The sequence below is a fragment of the Leifsonia sp. L25 genome (assembly GCF_050632895.1).
The window spans coordinates 2,539,128-2,557,444 of sequence record NZ_JBODRZ010000003.1 but is presented as its reverse complement, the minus strand read 5'-3'; the positions used below and the strand labels follow the sequence as shown (position 1 = coordinate 2,557,444).

17 protein-coding genes and 2 pseudogenes are annotated in these 18,317 nt (G+C 71.5%); 10 read left to right on the top strand and 9 right to left on the bottom strand.

Annotation, left to right across the window (positions count from 1 at the left end; genetic code table 11):
- Positions 1-20: 20 nt before the first annotated feature.
- The 3 genes and pseudogenes from ACRAWC_RS16835 to ACRAWC_RS16825 all read right to left on the bottom strand — a co-directional run bounded on the left by ACRAWC_RS16835 (position 21) and on the right by ACRAWC_RS16825 (position 3,477).
- Positions 21-821, bottom strand: coding sequence for an HAD-IC family P-type ATPase (locus ACRAWC_RS16835; protein ID WP_431349472.1), 801 nt, complete (start codon positions 819-821; stop codon positions 21-23).
- A 167-nt stretch (positions 822-988) separates the two neighbouring features.
- Positions 989-2,476: pseudogene (locus tag ACRAWC_RS16830) on the bottom strand (HAD-IC family P-type ATPase); the annotation flags it as partial.
- Positions 2,477-2,568: 92 nt separating this feature from the next.
- Positions 2,569-3,477 carry a universal stress protein gene (locus ACRAWC_RS16825; protein ID WP_431348755.1) on the bottom strand — a complete coding sequence of 303 codons (909 nt, stop codon included), beginning with the start codon at positions 3,475-3,477 and terminating at the stop codon, positions 2,569-2,571.
- Between the two features lie 125 nt (positions 3,478-3,602).
- On the opposite strand from ACRAWC_RS16825, the gene ACRAWC_RS16820 reads away from it, so the two are divergent.
- Positions 3,603-4,157: a flavodoxin family protein gene (locus tag ACRAWC_RS16820; RefSeq protein WP_431348754.1), complete on the top strand. Its 555-nt coding sequence runs from the start codon at positions 3,603-3,605 to the stop codon at positions 4,155-4,157.
- Positions 4,158-4,174: 17 nt separating this feature from the next.
- On the opposite strand, the gene ACRAWC_RS16815 is transcribed toward ACRAWC_RS16820, so the two are convergent.
- From ACRAWC_RS16815 to ACRAWC_RS16805, 3 genes are read right to left on the bottom strand one after another with little or no spacing between them, the layout of a single operon-like run.
- Positions 4,175-4,636 (bottom strand): universal stress protein, encoded by a 462-nt coding sequence (locus ACRAWC_RS16815; protein ID WP_431348753.1) that lies wholly within the window; start codon positions 4,634-4,636, stop codon positions 4,175-4,177.
- A gap of 28 nt (positions 4,637-4,664) precedes the next feature.
- Positions 4,665-5,084 (bottom strand): pyridoxamine 5'-phosphate oxidase family protein, encoded by a 420-nt coding sequence (locus ACRAWC_RS16810; protein WP_431348752.1) that lies wholly within the window; start codon positions 5,082-5,084, stop codon positions 4,665-4,667.
- The gene (locus ACRAWC_RS16805) at positions 5,071-5,982 is read right to left on the bottom strand and encodes a universal stress protein (RefSeq protein WP_431348751.1); all 912 of its coding nucleotides are present in this window, start codon (positions 5,980-5,982) and stop codon (positions 5,071-5,073) included. Before ACRAWC_RS16805 ends, ACRAWC_RS16810 begins: the two co-directional genes overlap by 14 nt.
- Before the next feature lie 139 nt (positions 5,983-6,121).
- On the opposite strand from ACRAWC_RS16805, the gene ACRAWC_RS16800 reads away from it, so the two are divergent.
- The 4 genes from ACRAWC_RS16800 to ACRAWC_RS16785 all read left to right on the top strand — a co-directional run bounded on the left by ACRAWC_RS16800 (position 6,122) and on the right by ACRAWC_RS16785 (position 10,429).
- Positions 6,122-7,114 carry a zinc-binding alcohol dehydrogenase family protein gene (locus ACRAWC_RS16800; RefSeq protein WP_431348750.1) on the top strand — a complete coding sequence of 331 codons (993 nt, stop codon included), beginning with the start codon at positions 6,122-6,124 and terminating at the stop codon, positions 7,112-7,114.
- Between the two features lie 13 nt (positions 7,115-7,127).
- A complete protein-coding gene (locus ACRAWC_RS16795) occupies positions 7,128-8,027 on the top strand; it encodes a universal stress protein (RefSeq protein ID WP_431348749.1) in 900 nt (299 codons plus the stop codon).
- A gap of 162 nt (positions 8,028-8,189) precedes the next feature.
- On the top strand, positions 8,190-9,788 hold the full coding sequence (locus ACRAWC_RS16790; RefSeq protein WP_431348748.1) for a GAF domain-containing sensor histidine kinase: 1,599 nt from the start codon (positions 8,190-8,192) through the stop codon (positions 9,786-9,788).
- Positions 9,785-10,429: a response regulator gene (locus ACRAWC_RS16785; RefSeq protein WP_431348747.1), complete on the top strand. Its 645-nt coding sequence runs from the start codon at positions 9,785-9,787 to the stop codon at positions 10,427-10,429. Before ACRAWC_RS16790 ends, ACRAWC_RS16785 begins: the two co-directional genes overlap by 4 nt.
- A gap of 67 nt (positions 10,430-10,496) precedes the next feature.
- Here the strand turns inward: ACRAWC_RS16785 and ACRAWC_RS16780 are convergent, their stop codons facing one another.
- Together ACRAWC_RS16780 and ACRAWC_RS16775 are read right to left on the bottom strand one after the other, a co-directional pair.
- A complete protein-coding gene (locus ACRAWC_RS16780; protein ID WP_431348746.1) occupies positions 10,497-11,258 on the bottom strand; it encodes an SDR family NAD(P)-dependent oxidoreductase in 762 nt (253 codons plus the stop codon).
- Positions 11,259-11,271: 13 nt separating this feature from the next.
- On the bottom strand, positions 11,272-11,703 hold the full coding sequence (locus tag ACRAWC_RS16775; protein ID WP_431348745.1) for an Hsp20/alpha crystallin family protein: 432 nt from the start codon (positions 11,701-11,703) through the stop codon (positions 11,272-11,274).
- A 139-nt stretch (positions 11,704-11,842) separates the two neighbouring features.
- Here ACRAWC_RS16775 and ACRAWC_RS16770 point away from each other — a divergent pair, with 139 nt between their 5' ends.
- Genes ACRAWC_RS16770 through ACRAWC_RS16750 form a run of 5 tightly spaced genes read left to right on the top strand, consistent with a single transcriptional unit; the run spans position 11,843 to position 15,897 of the window.
- Complete coding sequence (locus tag ACRAWC_RS16770) at positions 11,843-12,553, top strand: BON domain-containing protein (protein WP_431348744.1); 711 nt, start codon at positions 11,843-11,845, stop codon at positions 12,551-12,553.
- 36 nt (positions 12,554-12,589) lie between these two features.
- Positions 12,590-13,051, top strand: a complete 462-nt coding sequence (locus ACRAWC_RS16765) for a universal stress protein (protein ID WP_431348743.1) — start codon at positions 12,590-12,592, stop codon at positions 13,049-13,051.
- Positions 13,048-13,908, top strand: a complete 861-nt coding sequence (locus ACRAWC_RS16760; RefSeq protein WP_431348742.1) for a universal stress protein — start codon at positions 13,048-13,050, stop codon at positions 13,906-13,908. The genes ACRAWC_RS16765 and ACRAWC_RS16760 overlap by 4 nt, the downstream gene beginning before the upstream one ends.
- 19 nt (positions 13,909-13,927) lie before the next feature.
- Positions 13,928-14,077 carry a hypothetical protein gene (locus tag ACRAWC_RS16755; RefSeq protein ID WP_431348741.1) on the top strand — a complete coding sequence of 50 codons (150 nt, stop codon included), beginning with the start codon at positions 13,928-13,930 and terminating at the stop codon, positions 14,075-14,077.
- Positions 14,044-15,897 (top strand): erythromycin esterase family protein, encoded by a 1,854-nt coding sequence (locus tag ACRAWC_RS16750; protein ID WP_431348740.1) that lies wholly within the window; start codon positions 14,044-14,046, stop codon positions 15,895-15,897. Before ACRAWC_RS16755 ends, ACRAWC_RS16750 begins: the two co-directional genes overlap by 34 nt.
- 14 nt (positions 15,898-15,911) lie before the next feature.
- Here the strand turns inward: ACRAWC_RS16750 and ppsA are convergent.
- Positions 15,912-18,307, bottom strand: a pseudogene (ppsA, locus tag ACRAWC_RS16745) (phosphoenolpyruvate synthase).
- Positions 18,308-18,317: the final 10 nt, after the last annotated feature.

Here is an 18,317-nt window from a genome sequence, read left to right as displayed (position 1 = left end):
CGCCGGCGCCCGCGGGGCGCTCAGCCGCGCGTAGTACCAGATCTTCGCGATCTCCACGAGGACCAGGTACACCAGCACCAGGCCGACGAGCGCGAGGAAGAACAGCGCGGGCAGCGGCGTGAAGCCGAGCGTCCCCGCCAGCGGCGAGTAGGGCAGCCACGCCCCGACGGCCACCACGGCGAGCACCGAGGCGGCGAGCGGGAGGAGGCGCGGCTGCGCAGGAACGGCACCCGCCGGGTGCGGATGACGAACACGATGAGCGTCTGCGTCGCGATCGACTCGATGAACCAGCCGGAGCGGAACTCGGGCGGGGCGGCGTTGAACGCGAAGAGCATCAGCCCGAAGGTTGCGAAGTCGAACAGCGAGCTGATCGGGCCGAAGAGCAGCATGAAGCGGCGGATCGCGCCGATGTCCCAGTGCGACGGCACCTTCAGCTGCTCCGCGTCCACGTTGTCGCTCGGGATGGCGAGCTGGCTGGAGTCGTAGAGCAGGTTGTTGAGCAGGATCTGGCCGGGCAGCATCGGCAGGAACGGCAGGATCACCGATGCGATCGACGCGCTGAACATGTTGCCGAAGTTGCTGGAGGTGCCCATCAGCACGTACTTGATGGTGTTGGCGAAGATCCGGCGGCCCTCCGTCACGCCGTCGGCGAGGACATCGAGGTCCTTGTCCAGCAGCAGCACGTCGGCGGCGTCCTTCGCCACATCCACGGCCGAGTCGACCGAGACGCCGATGTCGGCGCTGTGCAGGGCCAGCGCGTCGTTGACGCCGTCGCCGAGGAAGCCGACAGCCCGGCCCTTCTGGCGCAGCGCGCGGACGATGCGCGCCTTCTGCTCGGGCGAGACCCGGGCGAAGATCGTGGCGGCGCGGGCGGACTCCCCAGTTGCGCATCGTCGAGCGCGTCGACCGCGTCGCCGGTCAGCGTGCCGATGGACACCATCCCGAGTTCGGCGCAGACGCGCCCGGCCACCACGGCGCTGTCCCCGGTGGCGATCTTGACCCCGATACCGAGGTCGGCCAGGCGCTTCAAGGACGCGCGGGCATCCGGCTTCACGCCGTCCACGAACGCCAGGAAGCCGCGCAACGTCAGGCCGGTCTCGTCGTCGGCGCTCAGGGAGACGAGGTCGCCGGCCGCGCGGGTGGCGATCGCGATGACGCGGGAGCCCGCGGCGTAGAGCTGCTCCAGGGTCGCGGTCGCGTCCGGGCCTGCGGCGGTGCACAACGGGAGGACCGACTCCGGAGCCCCCTTCACGACGACGATCGGAGCGGAGCCGGTCGCGGCGACCAGCGCGCCGGCCATGCGCCGCTCGTGGTCGAACGGCATGGCGTCCAGCTTGCGGTATGCGGAGACAGGAGCGGTCGTGGCGTCGTCGCTCTCCCAGAGGGCTGCGTCGAGCGCGTTCAATCCGACCGTCTGCGGAGCGGACGGGTCGGTGTCGGTGGCGAGGAGGCCGAGCAGCAGCACCTCGGCCGCGTCCACATGGTCCAGCGGAACCGGGCGGTCGAAGACGATGCGACCGGTGGTCAGCGTCCCGGTCTTGTCCGTGACCAGGAGATCGAGGTCGCCCAGGTCCTCGATGCAGACCATCCGTTTCACCAGCACCCGGCGTCGCGCGAGCGCGCGCGAGCCCGCGGCCAGGCTGGTGCTGACCACGGCGGGCAGCAACTGCGGGGTGATGCCCACGGCGATCGCCAGCGAGAACAGCAACGACTCGATGAGCGGCCGGCCGAGCAGCAGCGCCGCTACGAAGATGAGCGTGGTGAGGATGAGGGCGACCAGCAGCAGGAAGGTGGAGAACTGCCCGAGACCGCGCTGGAACTCCGTCTGGGGCTGCTGGGTGCCCAGGCCGACGGCGATGCGGCCGAACTCGCTCGTTCCGCCGGTCGCGACCACGACGCCGACACCGCCACCGGCGTGGACGACGGTGCCCATGAGGGCGCAGCAGTCGAGGTCGCCGACGCCCGCGCCCTCCCGCACCGCGTCGACCGACTTGGCCGCCGCGCGCGCCTCGCCGGTCACGATGCTCTCGTCGCACTCCAGGCCGTTCGCCTCGATGAGCCGCAGGTCGGCGGGGACCACAGTGCCCACCGAGAGCAGCACGATGTCGCCGGGAACCAGCTCCGTGACGTCGACACTCCGGCGCGTGCCGCCGCGCAGCACGATCGAGGTGTGCCGGAGCCGGTCGTGGAGGGCGTCGGCCGCTTGCTCCGCCCGGAACTCGTTCACGAACCCCAGCCCGACGCTGACCACGAGGATGACCGCGATGATGACGGCCTCCGTCCCCTGGCCGACGAACGCGGAGATGATCGCGGTCGCGAACAGCAGGATGAGGATCGGGCTGCGGACCTGCCGGCCGAGGACGCGCCACGGGCGGGCGCGGTGGCCCCGGACCGCGTTCGGGCCGACGCGGGTGAGCCGGGCGGCGGCGTCGGCGTCGCTCAGCCCGGCCGTCGAGGTTCCCTGCCCGGCGAGCACGGCGGCCGCATCCTGAGAGGCGGCGAGTCGGACCGGGCTCAGCGCAGCGGGTGCAGCGGGTGCAGCGACCGCGGCCGTGCCCGGCGCGCCGGTCACTCGGCCTCGCGGTGCGCTCGCGCGATCACGACGGGCACGCGGACGTTCAACAGCACGTCGTGGCCGACCGAGCCGAGCATGACCCGCTTGGCGCCGTGGCGATCGCGCGTTCCCACGATCAGCATTCTGCTGCCTTCCGCCGCCTCGACCAAGCCCCGGGCCGGCGCCGCCTCGATCGCGTCGGCGCGGACGTCGATCTCCGGGCGGAGCTCCCTTGCGTGCCGAGCGGCCTCGTCGAGAACGCGCCGCCGCCGGTCGTCGAGGGACACTTCGGGCACGAACCCCGCGAGCAGCGGGTTGGCGGTGTAGCCGACGCAGACGATGCGCAGCGGTTCGCCGAGCGCAGCGGCCTCGTCCGCCGCGAACACGACCGCGAGCTCGCCGGGCCGCTTGCCGTCCACGCCGGCCACGACCCCGGTTCCTGAGCCGGCCCAGCCGTGCGGGACGACCGCGACCGAACAGGTCGCGGTCGACGCGACGCGGAGGTGCAGCGATCCGGCGAAGCCGCGGTCACGCTCCGAGCGCGAGCGGGCGCCCACCACGAGGAGGTCGGCGTCGCGGGAGGCCGACGCCAGCTCCGCGCCGACGTGGCCGTAGAGGTAGCGCGTGCCTACGTCGAGGACGGGGCGCGGCAACGGCGCGGGTTCGGGTCCGGTCAGGGCGGGCACCCGCGTCGAGGCGGCCTCGGCGATGCGGAGGGCTGCCTCGCGCTCGGTCGCCAGCAGGGACTTCGCCGCCAGGACGAGCAGGTCGCTCGGGCCGTCCGCGTCGTCCCCCCAGGAGTGCTCCAGCACGAAGACGAGCTCCAACCGGGAGCCGTCGCGGACCGCGCGTCGCGCCGCCCACTCCAGCGCGCCCCGGTGCCCGGTCTTACCGTCGACTCCGATCATGATCGTCTCGGTCATCGCATCCTCCAGCCTTCAGGGAACGCGACGAGTCTCGCAACCCGGGTCGCGGTCCCCCAGTGCCGAAAGTCCCACGTGACTTTGGACCCTGGCCGCGAGCGGGCGACGGACGCGAAGGTGTCGGCATGAACGACACCGCACCGGCCGCGCGCGCGGCCATCGTCTACGAGTCCATGTTCGGAAGCACGCGTCAGGTGGCCGAGGCCATCGCGGAGGGGCTGCGACCGTTCGCGTCGGTGACCGTCGTCAAAGTCAAGGACGCACCCGAGGCCTTCCCGGAGGCCGAACTCCTGCTCGTCGGCGCGCCCACACACGTGCACTCGCTCAGCCGGCCCGCCACGCGGGTCGAGGCGGCGAAGTGGGGCGACGACGCCGAGCGGCGACTGACCCTGGAACCCGACGCCGAAGGCATCGGCGTGCGCGAATGGCTGGAGACGTGCGGGGACGTGCCGGCGCGGTTCGCCGCGTTCGACACGCGCGCCGACATGACGGAGATCTTCAGCGGTTCGGCGGCCGCAGCCATCGACAAGCGCCTGCGCAGGCTCGGGTCGCACCGGCTGCTCGCGAAGCACAGCTTCCTGGTGGACAAGGACAGCGCACTCGAGGCCGGCCAGCTCGACGACGCCCGCGAATGGGGCCGGACGATCGGCGAAGCGCTGCGTACGACCGCCGCCGTCTGAGATCGACTCGGGTCAGCTCACGACCCGTGGATCACGAGCACCGGGCAGTCCGCGTGCTCGACCACCGAACGCGACACCGAGCCCAGCAGGAGGCCGGTGAAACCGCCCAGTCCACGACTGCCCACGATCAGCATCTCCGCGTCCTCCGCCACGGCGATCAGCTGACGCGCAGCGGACCCGGAACGGATGACGGTCGAGTACCAGGGCGGCAGCGTGTCGCCGAAGACTTCGTGGGACGCGTCGGCGGCGATGGTGTGAGCATCCCGCTCGGGGTCCCAGCCGCCCATGACATAGCCGGGCCACGACGGCGGATACTCCCACACCGTCACACCGACCAGGCTGCAGCCCAGGCGCTCGGCCATCCGGGCGCCGCGGCGCAGTGCGGACAGCGACTCCGCGGAGCCGTCGAGTCCGACGACGATGCGGCCGCCGGGGTGGATACGGTCCTCGGACTCACCGCTGAGAGGCGCGTCGCTCATGATTCTTCCTTCTGTTGCTGTGCAGAGGTCACCAGCGCTCGGGTTCCGGCTCGCGCCGGAACCGGCGGCCGGACATCGAATCGATGTCGATGCGAACGTAACGGTATTTGAGGGTCGGAATCCAGGGCTGCAACGGAGCCTCGTCCGCCTCGTCGATCTCCGCCTGGTGGTCGAGCTGCCGGGCATGGCCGTGGACGATGACGCTCCAGGCCTCGTCATCTGTCCAGCCGTCGGTCTCGAACGCCACCGTGTCGTGCACGGTCAGCTCCAGCAGCTTGGTGCCAGGAGCGGTCCTGAGCAGGATGCTCGACCCATCGGAGTAGAAGTTGACCGGGTAGATGTCGGGCTCGCCGCCCACGGCTGTCGCCAGCCTGCCGACCGTAGCGCCTTTCAGGACCTCCCGGCATGCGTCGCGGTCCAGCACCTGGACCGGGTCATCCGATGACATGGCTCTCTCCTTCCGTCGTCGGCTGCTCCACGCGCGCCGCCGTCGTCGGGGCATGCACCACGATCGTCGGCGAGGACAGGTTGAGCAGCACGTCGTATGCGACAGCGCCGAGGCTGCCGAGCTGCGCATGGGCGCGGCGCGAGTCCCCGATCACGAGGAGTTCCGCGCTGCGGGCCAATTCGTTGAGGGCCGCGCCCGCGGGCCGGCGCACCACGCGGCTGCGGATGACGATGCCGGGCTGCCGCGCCCGCGCCCGCGAGACGGCGGACGCGAGGAACCCTCGTGCCTCGTCGTCTCGCCGGAGCTGCCAGTCGCGCCGCTCGTCGGCGTCGTCCGGGTGGAACGTGACGTGCGCCTCCGACGAGCGGACGGTCATCAGCTCGCAGTGGTGGTCGCAGGCCAGGTCCGCCGCCAAGTCGACGGCCGCCTGCCCCGCCGGGGTGTCGTCGACGCCGACGATCACGCCGCGCCGCATCCGCGAGGCGGCTTCGGGGATGATCGCGACCGGCCCCGTCGCGAGGTTCGCGAGCTGGAGGCTGCGCGAACCGAAAGCGCGCCCGTAGTGGAAGCCGGTCTTGTGGGTGCCGACGACGACCATCGTCGCCTCGTCGCTGAACGAGGCGAGCTCAGCCATCGGGCTGCCGACCCGGAGCTCCGCATCGATCGGCACGTCCACGCCGAGCGAACGGGCGTAGTCGAGTTCGGCGTCCAGACGCTTCCCTGCGTCCTGGTCGACCTCCTCGATGAGCTGCGAGCCCACCGCCCCCCACTCGTCGTCGGCGACATGGACGAGGGTCACGCCGACCCCTCGCTCCCGTGCCCCTGCGACAGCCCAGCGGATCGCGGCTCGGGCCGGTACCGATCCGTCGACGCCGACGATGTACCTGCGGACCTCCATGGCGGCACCTCCGTGTGAAGTCTGCTCAACGGAATCGGCGGCCCGAAGGGCCATTGGTCCCGTGGGACCTTCGGCCCGCCCGGTACACGAGCGCGGCGCTTGACTCGGTGACGGAACGGGAGGCGGGACGATGCCGGTCATGAGAGCGTGGCGCACCACGAGAGCGAGTGGCGGCCTCGAAGAGGTCGAGGCCACGGTGCCGGAGCCCGAGTCGGACGAAGTGCTGATCGAGGTGGAGGTGTGCGGGGTCTGCCGCACCGACCTCCATGTGATCGACCGGGAGATCCCCGTGCACCGTCCGGGGGTGACGCCCGGCCACCAGGCGATCGGCACGGTGGTGGACATCGGCGACGCTGTGACGTCGCTGCAGCCGGGAGACCGCGTCGGCGTCGCCTGGCTGCGCCGCACCTGCGGGGAGTGCGCCTTCTGCCGGCGGGGAGCGGAGAACCTGTGCCCGAACTCGGAGTACACCGGCTGGGACGCGGACGGCGGCTTCGCCGAGTACCTGGTGGCGCCGGCCGCGTACGTCTACCCGATCGCGGCGGACGCCGACGCACTGGAGACCGCACCGCTGCTGTGCGCCGGGATCATCGGCTACCGGGCGCTCCAGCGTGCTGAGCTCCCAGCGGGCGGCACCCTCGGCATCTACGGCTTCGGGTCGAGCGCACACGTGACGGCACAGCTCGCGATGGCGGGAGGCGCACGGGTCTTCGCGATGACACGCGGCCCGCAGAACCGCGACCTCGCCCGCGAGCTCGGAGTCGACTTCGTCGGCGAGGAGGAGGACGAGCCGCCCGAGCCGCTGGACTCCGCCATCGTGTTCGCGCCGGCCGGCGGTCTCGTCCCGGTCGCGCTGCGGGCCACCGCGAGCGGCGGCACCGTCGTGCTCGCCGGCATCGAGATGTCCGACCTGCCGCCGCTCTCGTACACCGAGTCCCTGTTCCGCGAGCGCGACCTGCGCACCGTCACAGCCAACACCCGGGAGGACGGGGCGCGCTTCCTCGCGCTCGCCCGCAACCTCCGGCTCCGGCCGACGGTGACGGCGGTGCCGTTCGACGGGCTGGCGGCCGCGATCGACGATCTGCGACGCGGTAAGGCCAGCGGCTCGCTGGTGCTGCGCGTCGCCTCCTAGAAGGGTGAAGACGATGACCGACCGGACGGTGGTCTGCTGGGACGGCTCCACAGCAGCGGAGGCGGCGCTCGCCTGGGCGCTCCGCCGCGCGCGTGACGAGGGCGCGACGATCGAGCTCTTCGATGTCGTCGATGCGGGCCTCTACCTGGGCGACGACGCAGCCCGCGACCGGGCGACCGAGCAGGAGGAGGACCGGCTCGACTCGCGGGTGGAGGACCTCGCGGCGTCCGATCCCGGCGTCGTGGCCGGGGCGGTGATGCTGGTCGGGGATCCGCTCGACGTGCTGACCGCCCAGGCCCGTGCCGACACCATTCTCGTGGTCGGCACCCGGCACCGCGTCGGGCCCCGTGTCCGCTACGGCTGGTCGCTCGGGTCGCGGCTCGCCACGGCTGCCGCCGGTCCGGTGGCCGTCATCCCCGTCGAGGAGGCGGAGGCGGCGAGCGCACGGTCGGGGGTCGTCGTGGGAGTGGACGGCTCGGAGGTGGGTCGTCTCGCGCTGGAGTTCGCCTGCCGGGAGGCGGAGGCGCTGCGCCAGCCGCTGACGGTGGTGCACTGCTGGGTGGCTCCGCTCTCCGAGCAGCCGCTGGTCGTCCCCGACGACGAGTTCGTCACCTCGCAGCAGAGCGAACGGCAGGACCTGCTCGACGATCACGTCCGCACGGTGCGGGATAAGCACCCCGACATCACAGTGCAGGGCGTCCTCCTGCGCCAGAACCCGATCTCGGGCCTCCGCGTCCAGTCCGAGCACGCGTCGATGCTGGTCGTCGGCAGCAGACGGCTGACCGGCTGGAAACGCACCTGGCTGGGGTCGGTCTCCCACGGCCTCGTGCTCGACCTCGCCGCGCCCACGGTCGTCGTCGGTCAGGAGACACAGGTGTACGCGACGGCGCCGGACGCTACACTCAGCGCCTAGGGGACCCGTGCCGCCTCCGGCACGTGCCTCCGTGCGGCTGCGCCCGGGCCGCCACCCGAGAGGAGGCCCGCGATTCAGGACGATGAGCCGATCACGTTCCCGGACGCGCCTCGGGGCGAGCTGGACCACGCCCTCGGCGAGCTCGTCGAGCAGGCGCGGAAGGTGCTGGAGACGCAGGGCCGGCTGCGCGCGCTCGTCCGCGCGAACCGGGCGGTGGTGTTGCACCTGGAGCTGCCGGTGGTGCTCAGAACGATCATCGAGGCCGCCGTCGAACTCGTCGGCGCGCGCTATGGCGCACTCGGGGTGATCGCGGAGGGCGGCGGGCTGGAGCAGTTCATCCACGTCGGGATGTCGGCCGACATAGTGGCCCGGATCGGCCATCTGCCGGAAGGCCACGGGCTGCTCGGCGCCCTCATCGACGACCCCCGCCCGATCCGCCTGGACTCGATCGCCGACGATCCGCGGTCCTCCGGCTTTCCGGCGGGCCACCCGCCGATGACGGCGTTCCTGGGGGTCCCGATCACGGTGCGCGACTCCGTGTACGGCAACCTGTATCTCACCGATCCGGTTTCGGGAGGGTTCACCGAGGACGACGAGCAGCTCGTGAGAGCCCTCGCGGCGAACGCCGGCTTCGCGATCGACAACGCACGGCTGTACGCCGAGACCGTCGCCCGGCAGTCCTGGACCGCGTCCTCCGCCGAGATGACGGCGAGCATCCTCGGCAGCGGAAACGCGGAGGCGCACCAGGAGTTCGCATCTCGTGTCGCCGCCCTTCTCCGGGCGCGCTCCGCGGTCGTGCTCGGAGTGCATGAGCCCGGCGAACCGATGCCGCTGCTCGGGCGCAGCGACGGCCTGGTGGACGCCGGGAGCGTGCCGCTGGAGAACGACCGCGTCCGCAGCGCGGTCGAGGGCGGCCAGCCGTCCAGGCTCGAGGAGTTGAGCGGCTACGCGCTCGCCGAGGGCTGGGAGCCGGGTCCCGCGCTCGTCGTCCCGTTCGACGGGAAGGTCGGCCAGCCCGAGGTGCTGATCGCCGTCCGGGAGAGCGGGGATCTGCCCTTCTCCGCGTTCGAACTCGAACGCGTCGTCACCTTCTCCCGGCAGGCCGCGCTCGCAATGGAACTCGCGGACGCACGCGCGGACCGAGAGCGCGTGGTGCTCCTGGAGGATCGCGCGCGCATCGCCCGCGACCTCCACGACCACGTCATCCAGCAGCTCTTCGGCGCGGGGCTCGAACTGCAGAGCGTCCAGTCGTCGCTCGGCCCCGGTCTGCTGGCCGACCGGATCGACGGCACCGTGAAGTCGCTCGACGACGCGATCGCACAGATCCGTACGGCGATCTTCTCGCTGTCCCGGCAGCAGGGGCCGGCCGAGAGTCTGCGGCACCGGCTGCTCGACATCGTCCAGGAGGTCGGCGAGGCGCTCCCGCAGCCGGCGACCGTCTCCTTCTCGGGCCCGGTGGACCTGGTGTCCGACCCCGCGCTCGCCGACGACGTCGCGGCGTTCGTACGGGAGGGACTCACCAACGTGGTCCGGCACGCGGGGGCCGGCAGCGCCACCGTCGAGGTCGTCGCATCCGCGGACGAGATCACGGTCGACGTCGCGGACGACGGCAACGGGATCGGGGAGACCTCGCGCCGGAGCGGCCTGCGCAATCTGTCCGAGCGCGCCGAACTCAGGGCGGGCACGCTCGACGTCGAGTCGACCGCCCGGGGGACCCGGCTGCGGCTCCGCCTGCCGGTGACCGAAGGGAGCGCCGGATGAACCCGTCGACGATCCGCGTCTTCCTCACCGACGACCACGAGATCGTGCGCCGCGGCATCGCGGGGCTGATCGACGCCCAGGACGACATGGAGGTCGTCGGCGAAGCGGCGACGGCGGCTCAGGCGCGGGCCAGGATCCTGGCCGTGCGGCCCGACGTTGCGGTGCTGGACGTGCGACTGCCGGACGGCAGCGGCATCGACGTCTGCCGAGCAGTCAAGCAGGCGGAGCCGGGGATCCGCTGCCTGATGCTCACCGCGTACGACGACGAGGACGCGCTGCGCAGCGCGATCATCGCCGGAGCCGACGGTTACGTCGTCAAAGACATCCGCGCCAGCACACTGCTGGACGACATCCGAGCAGCGCATCGGGGCAAGCGCCTGATCGACCCGCGCATCGCCGAGCGCGTCTCGGCGACGCTGCGCGAGCCCGCCGACGACCCGCGGTTCGCGTCGCTCGGCCTCCGCGAGCGGCAGGTGCTCGCGCTCATCGCCGACGGCCGCACGAATCGCCAGATCGCGGAGCGGCTGGGCCTGGCCGAGAAGACGGTGAAGAACTACGTGAGTTCGCTGCTGGCCAAGCTGGGCCTGGAGCGGCGCACGCAAGCCGCGGTGCTCCACCTCGAGCACCGCGGCCGCGTCTGACCGGACTCGGGTTCCCGGTCAGCCCCCTCTTCCCCCGGTTCTTTCCCCCGGTTGTTTCCGCCGGTTCTCAGATCACCGACCAGCCCGCGTCACTCGGGAGGACGGCGCCGTTCACGTTCGACGAGTCGTCGCTGAGCAGCCACGTGATCGCCGCCGCAAGCTCCTCCGCCGTCGCCGGTTGCGGCACGTTGGTCTGCAGGTACGGAGCCATCCGCTCGCCCGCGAAGGCCGACCGGAACTCCGCCTGGATGTTCGTCATCGTCGCTCCGGGAGCGACCGCGTTGCAGCGGATCCCCTTCGCCCCGTAGAAGAACGCCGTGCTCCGGGTCAGACCGTTCACGGCATGCTTGGACGCCGTGTACGCGGCGCCGGCCGCCGATCCCCGAAGGGCGGCCTCGGACGAGACGTTGACGATGGTCCCCGCTCCACGCTCCAGCATGCCGGGCAGCACAGCCCGGGTGAGCCGCATCACCGCGGTCAGGTTCACGCGCAGCACCCGGTCCCAGACGGCGTCCTCCACCTCGGCGGGCGGGAGGAAGTCGTCCATGATCCCCGCGACGTTCGCCAGCGAGGTGACCGTCCCGTCTGCGAGCCGCATGACATCGGCCACGACGTCCTCGTTGCTCACGTCGCCGGCGAAGGTGATGAGACGATCGGACCCGAACTCCTCGGCGAGCGCCGCCAGCCGAGGCTCGCTGATGTCCGTCGCGACGACGGTGGCCCCCTCGGCCAGCAGGCGGACGGCGGTGGCCCGGCCGATCCCGGAGCCTGCGCCCGTCACGATGACCCGGGCGTCGGAGAACCGCCCCTCCACGATGTGCGTCGACATCTCGCGCGCCCCGTCAGGCCTTCGGGCCGGCGGTGATCGGAACCTTGGTCGGAGACGGCAGCGCGGCGAACGGGACGTCGACCTTCAGCACTCCCTTGTCGAAGGTCGCTGCGATCTTCGACTGATCGGACTGCTGCGGGAGCATGATGCGTCGATAGAAGCTCTGGCTGGACTCCCGGACGACGTACTTCTTGTCCTTGTCCTCCTCCTTCTCGTGCTTCTCCGCCTGGATCACCAGCGCGCCCTCGTCGATGTTCACGGAGACGTCGCTCTCGTCGAAGTCGGGAAGGTGGACTTCGACCACCAGCTCGCTGTCGTCCTTCGTGTAGATGTCGGTCGTCGGAAGCATCGTGCGCCGCGTCCCGAGCATCCCGTTCTCGAAGAAGTCCCGCTCCATCCGGCTCAGCTCGGCGAACGGGTCGAAACGGACCAGATTGCGTGCCATGTCAGTGTCCTCTCTTCGGTATCCACGTTGACCCCGAAACCGTATGTCGCCATCACGGCACGGGTGTGGGTCGAAGGTCCTGCGATTCGGTGGGACCTTCGACTCACCCGCGCGACCCCGGCACGCGGATGCTGGGGCCATGAGCATCAGCAGCGCACCCGGATCAGGGACGTCGAGCACGCCGGCACGCACCTTCAGCGATCTGACCGTCCGCCGGGCGGTCGAGTCGGAGTTCGCCTGGACGCCTGACGTCACCGCACCCGCCATCGGCGTCTCCGTCGACGGCGGCGTCGTCACGCTCACCGGGGAGGTGGGCACCCTCCATGAGCGCATCGCGGCGGTGGAGGCCGCCCAGCGGGTCGCCGGGGTCCGCACCGTCGCCGACGAGCTCCGGCTGCCCGAGCCGGGCGACGACCCGCACGGACACACCCTCGCCGCCGCGGTCGACGGCATCCTCGCCTGGACGGCGGGGGTCCCGCGGACGGGCATCCACGCCGACGTGCAGGGCCACCGCGTGGTCCTGACCGGCGAGGTCGAATGGGACGCGGAGCGGGTGGCCGCCAAGCGGGCCGTCGAACGCCTGCACGGCGTCCACGCGGTCGAGAGCCGCATCGAGCTCACCCGCCGACCGCAGGCCGACGACATCGCCGAGGAGATCCGCAACGCGCTGGTGCGCAACGCGATCCTCGACGCCGGCCGCATCACCGTCTCCGTCGACGCGGACGAGATCACCCTGACCGGCTCCGTCGGCTCCTGGACCGAGCACCAGCAGGCGCTGCGGACCGCCTGGTCGTCGCCGCACGTGCGGCAGGTGCACGACCTGCTGCGGGTCGAGCCGCGGGAGATCTGAGACCGTGGGCGGGAGGTTCTGATGCATCCCTCGAAGATGGTTCTGCCGCCGATCGTGTGCGGCGTGGACGGGTCCGAGCAGTCCCGCCGGGCGTTCCACGAGGCCGTGCGGCTCGCCCGCGCGCTCGAAACGCGCCTGGATGTGGTGATGGCGTGGCAGCCCTCCACCTCGATGTACGACGCGTACTTCCCCGATCCCGGGCGAGCGCCGAAGGTGGTGGCGTTCGAGATCCTGGAGGACATCGTGCGCGCCGAGTTCGGCGACGAGACGCCCGAGTGGGTGCGCGTGCTCGCGGCACCGGGACATCCGGGCAAGGTGCTGGTGGAGGCTTCGCACGACGCCGAACTGCTCGTCGTCGGAAGTCGCGGCCTGAGCGAGCTGGCGTCGCCGTTCCTCGGCTCGGTCAGCCTGTACTGCACCACGCAGGCGGGTTGCCCGGTGCTGGTCGTGCGCCCGGACAGGCAGACGCGGAAAGATCCGAAGGAGAAGGGCGAATGACCGACCGGACGATCGTGGGATGGGACGGCTCGCCGGAGGCGGACGTCGCACTCGAGTGGGCCGTCGAACGGGCCAAGGCCGAGCAGGACTCGATCGTTCTGGTGGACGTCGAGGATCTCGACGCGCTCGCACCGGGCCAGGTGGTCACCGAGGACGTGGTGGCCCAGCGGCACCTCGCGGCCGACGCCGCAGCGCAACGCGTGTCCGACGCGAACGGCGGGCTCCGGATCAGCACGCACGTGATGGCGGGCCTGCGACTCGACGAGCTGCTCCGCTTCTCCCGGGCCGACAATCTGGTCGTCGTCGGGACCGGGCGCCGGCACTGGCCGCACGTCCGCTACGACTGGTCGCTGGGGTCGCGGCTCGCGGCGCATGCCCGCGGCGCCGCGGCGATCGTGCCCGGGCTCCCGGAGACGGGACGGACGGCGGTCGTCGTGGGCGTCGACGGGTCGGAGGTGTCGCTGAAGGCCGCGCGATTCGCGTCACGGGAGGCCAGGAGGCTGGGCGGCGAGCTGCGCCTGGTGCACGCCTGGCTCGATCCACTGGTCGGGATTCCCGAAGTCCAGCAACCGGATCACCGTTTCACGATCGACCTCGAGGCCGAGCACGACATGATCCTGCGGTCCGTCGCCCGCACTGTGCGCGCGGCCAACCCCGACCTCCAGGTGACGGGCTCCCTCGTCCGGGACGACCCGAGGCATGCGATCCTGGCGCACCTCGACGACGCGGCTCTGCTCGTCGTCGGGACCGAGCAGGCTCGCGGGCTCGACCGGATGATGCTCGGCTCGGTGAGCCACGCGCTGATCCTGGCCATCCGGGTGCCGACGATCGTCGTCGCTCCCGAGTGCCTGATCTGAGCTGGAAGGCGGAGGAGCCATGTTCACCGATCGCCGCCAAGCCGGGCAGACCCTCGCGGAGCGCCTGCGCGATCTGCGCCACTCCGACGCCGTCGTCCTCGGGCTCCCCGCGGCGGCGTCCCCGTCGCCGCCGTCGTGGCTGAGGAACTCGAACTGCCGCTCGATGTGATCGTGGTGCGCAAGCTCGGCATCCCCGACCAGCCCGAAGTCGCGATGGGGGCCATCGGCGAGGGCGGCGCGGAAGTGCTCGACCCGACGATGGTCGCCCGCGGCTGGCTCAGCGAGGAGGAGGTCGAAGCCGTCGAGCAGGCCGAGCGGCGCACGCTCGACCAGCGGCTGGCGCTGCTGCGCGAAGGCCGTGAGCGGATCGACCTGCGCGGACGGACCGCGATCATCGTCGACGACGGGATCGCGACGGGCGCGACGACCAAGGTCGCGTTGCTCGTCGCGCGGCAGCTCGGGGCGAGCGAGGTCGTCATCGCCGCGCCGGTCATCTCGCCCCGCGCGCTGGACGAGATCGAGGACGCGGACCGGGTCACGTGCGTGCTCCTGCCCGCCCGTTTCCAAGCGGTCGGGCAGTATTATCGCGACTTCGGGCAGACGGAGGACGCCGAGGTCGTGCGCCTGCTGCACGAAGCCTCGCTTCGCCCGCGTCGCTCGCGCCCCCGGCTGCCGGACACCTCGGACGAGGAGGCGATCGCGGATGTCCGCGCGATGGCGACGCCGCTGCTCTCCGACGCCGACCTCGACACGCTGGCCGAGCGGGCGGCGCGGGCGCGGTTGATCTGCATCGGAGAGGCGTCGCACGGGACACACGAGTTCTACGCCTGGCGCGCCGCCCTCACCAAGCGCCTGATCGAGCGCGGCGACATCCGCTGGATCGGGGTCGAGGGCGACTGGCCCGACTGCTTCCGCATCGACACGTGGGTGCGCGGGCGCAGCGAGCAATGGGAGGACGCACGGCAGCTGCTGTCGTCCTTCGAACGCTGGCCGCGCTGGATGTGGGCGAACACCGATGTCGCCGAGTTCCTGGACTGGCTGCACCGCTGGAATCTGACGCAGGAGCGCAGCCGCCGGGTCGGGTTCTACGGACTGGACGTGTACTCGCTGTGGGAGTCGCTGGAGGCCGTGATCGACTGGCTCGCCGCCAACTCGCCCGACGACGTTCCGACCGCTCTGCGCGCCTGGCGCTGCTTTGAGCCGTACGGGGAGGACCCGCAAGGCTACGCGTGGGCGACGCGGCTCGTCCCGATGTCGTGCGAGCCGGACGTGATCGCACTGCTCACCAGCGTGCGCGAGCACGCCGGCCGACTCGGCGCCGGCTTCGACGACGACGAGTCGCGCCTCGATGTGCTGCAGAACGCCCTGACCGCGGCGGACGCCGAGCACTACTACCGGATCATGCTGCAGGGCGACCGCGAGTCGTGGAACGTCCGCGACATCCACATGGCCGACACCGCCGACCGGCTCGCGGAGCGTGCGGGACCCGACGGCCGGGGTGTCGTCTGGGCCCACAACACCCACGTCGGAGACGCCCGCGGAACCACCATGGGCAACGAGGGGATGGTCAACATCGGCGAGCTCCTGCGCGAGCGCCACGGCCTCGACGACGTCTGCCTGATCGGCTTCGCGTCACGCGAGGGCACTGTGCTCGCCGCCCGCTCCTGGGGCTCGACGGAGACCGCGTTCCGGCTGCCCGCGGCCAAGGCCGGCAGCCACGAGGATCTGCTCGCCCGAGCGCTCCCCGGTGCGGCGGTCCTGATCTTCGCCGGAGCCGCTGGGACCGAGTGGCTGAGCCGCGAACGCGGCCACCGCGCCGTCGGTGTCGTGTACGACCCCCGGCGGGAGACGGGCAACTATGTGCCGACCGTCATGGGCCGCCGCTACGACGCGCTCCTCTGGATCCCGCAGACGACGGCGCTGACGCCGCTGACCCACGAGCCGCGGCCGGAGTCGCCCGAACTGGAGACGGAGCCGACGGGGTTCTGACCCGACGTCGGATGTCAGGCATTCCGCCGGTCCAGCACCCGGGCCTCCGCCTCGGCGACGCGCCCGATGGTCCGGAGGAAGCTGTCCGGGTTGAGCGAGATCGAGTCGATGCCGCTCGCGACGAGGAACTCGGCGAACTCGGGGTGGTCGCTCGGGCCCTGCCCGCAGAGGCCGACGTGGATTCCGGCCTGGTGCGCGCGGGCGATGGCCTCGGCGATCATCCACTCCACCGCGGGGTCGCGCTCGTCGAAGAGGGCGGCGAGCTGCGCGGAGTCCCGGTCCACGCCGAGGGTGAGCTGCGTGAGGTCGTTGGAGCCGATCGAGAAGCCGTCGAAACGGGTGGCGAACTCCCCCGCCCGGATCACGTTCGACGGGATCTCGCACATCATGTAGACCTTCAGGCCGTTCTCGCCGCGGACCAGGCCGTTCGCGGCCATCTCCTTCAGGACCAGGTCGGCCTCTCCCGGAGTGCGGCAGAACGGGACCATCACGATGATGTTCGCGAACCCGATCCGCTCCCGCGCGCGCTTGAGCGCCCGGCACTCCAACGCGAATGCCTCCCGGTACTTCGGATCGTAGTAGCGGGACGCGCCGCGGAACCCCAGCATCGGGTTCTCCTCCGGGCTCTCGAACGCGGCGCCACCGACGAGGTGGGCGTACTCGTTCGCCTTGAAGTCGCTCAGCCGCACGATCACGTCGTGCGGGTGGTACGGCGCCGCGAGCTTGGCGAGCCCGCGCGCGAGCGTCTCGACGAAGAACTCCTGCGGATCGTCGAACCCCGACGTCAGCGCACGGATGCGCCGGCGATCGTGCTCGTCGGCGACCCGCTCGGGATGCACGAGCGCCATCGGATGGACGGTGATCAGGTTGTTGACGATGAACTCCATGCGGGCCAGCCCCACACCGGCGGCGGGCAGGCGCCACCAGCGGAAGGCCGCCTCGGGACTCGCGACGTTGACCATGACCCTGGTACGCGTCGCGGCGACCTGGCGCAGGTCGATCTCGGTGCTCTCGAACCCCAGCACGCCGTCGTAGACGTGGCCGATGTCCCCCTCCGCGCAGGAGAGGGTGACCGCCTGGCCGTCGACGAGCGTCTCCGTCGCCGACCCGGTGCCCACGACCGCGGGGATGCCCAGCTCCCTGCTGACGATCGCGGCATGGCTCGTGGAGCCGCCGTGGTCCGTGATGATGCCGGAGGCGCGGGCCATGATCGACACCCAGTCGGGGTCGGTCATCTCGGCCACCAGGATCGCGCCGTCCGGGAAATCGGCCATCTGCGCCGTGTCGCGGACGACGCAGACCCGGCCCGTGGCGATCGAGTCGCCGATGGCGGCGCCCGACAGCAGCAGCTCGCCCGACTCGGTCAGGTGATGCTCGGTGAAACGCGCCGCACTCTTGACCGCCTGCACCGTCTCGGGCCGCGCCTGGACCAGGTACAAGTCGCCGGAGGCGCCGTCACGGGCCCACTCCATGTCCATCGGGCGCCCGTAGTGCTTCTCCACCAGTACGGCCCAGCGGGCGAGCTCCAGGATCTCGCGGTCGCTCAGCACGAATGCGCGCCGCTGCCTGGCGGGCGTGTCGACGATCCGGGTGCGCGCGGTCCCGCCCTGCTGGTAGACCATCTTGCGCGCTTTCGCGCCGAGGCTCCGCTCGATGATCGGCTCGACGTCGGGAACGTCCAGCAGCGGCTTGAAGACCAGGTAGCGGTCGGGGTCGACCTCGCCTTGCACCACCATCTCGCCGAGCCCCCAGGCCGCGCTGACGACGACGACCCGGGGGAAGCCGGTGTCGGTGTCGATCGAGAACATGACGCCCGAGCCGCCGAGATCGGAGCGCACCATCCGCTGCACGCCGATCGAGAGGGCGATGTCGAGATGGTCGAAGCCCTTGATCTCCCGGTAGCTGATCGCGCGATCGGTGAAGAGGGAGGCATAGCAGCGCCGGCAGGCGGCCAGCAGCTCGCGCTCCCCGACCACGTTGAGGAAGGTCTCCTGGGCGCCCGCGAAGCTGGCCTCTGGCAGGTCCTCCGCGGTGGCGCTGCTGCGCACGGCCACCGCCGGCGCGCGCGATCCGGCCCGCTCGGCGAGCCGGCGATAGCTCGCGACGATCGCGTCGGCGATCCCGCTCGGGAACTCCCCCGCCAGGAACAGCTCGCGGAGCGCTTCGCCGGTCTCGCGCAGCGTCGCGGTCCTGGACCGGTACGCTTCCAGCCGCTCCCTCATCGCCTCCTCGATGCCGTTCGCCGCGACGAAGGCACGGTACGCGGAGGCGGTCGTCGCGAACCCGTCGGGGACGCGGATCCCCTCGTCCCTGAGCCCACGGATCATCTCGCCGAGCGACGCGTTCTTCCCCCGACCCGCGGCACGTCGCGCATCCCGACATCCTCGAACCAAACGACGTCGTCGTCCATGAGCCCGCCC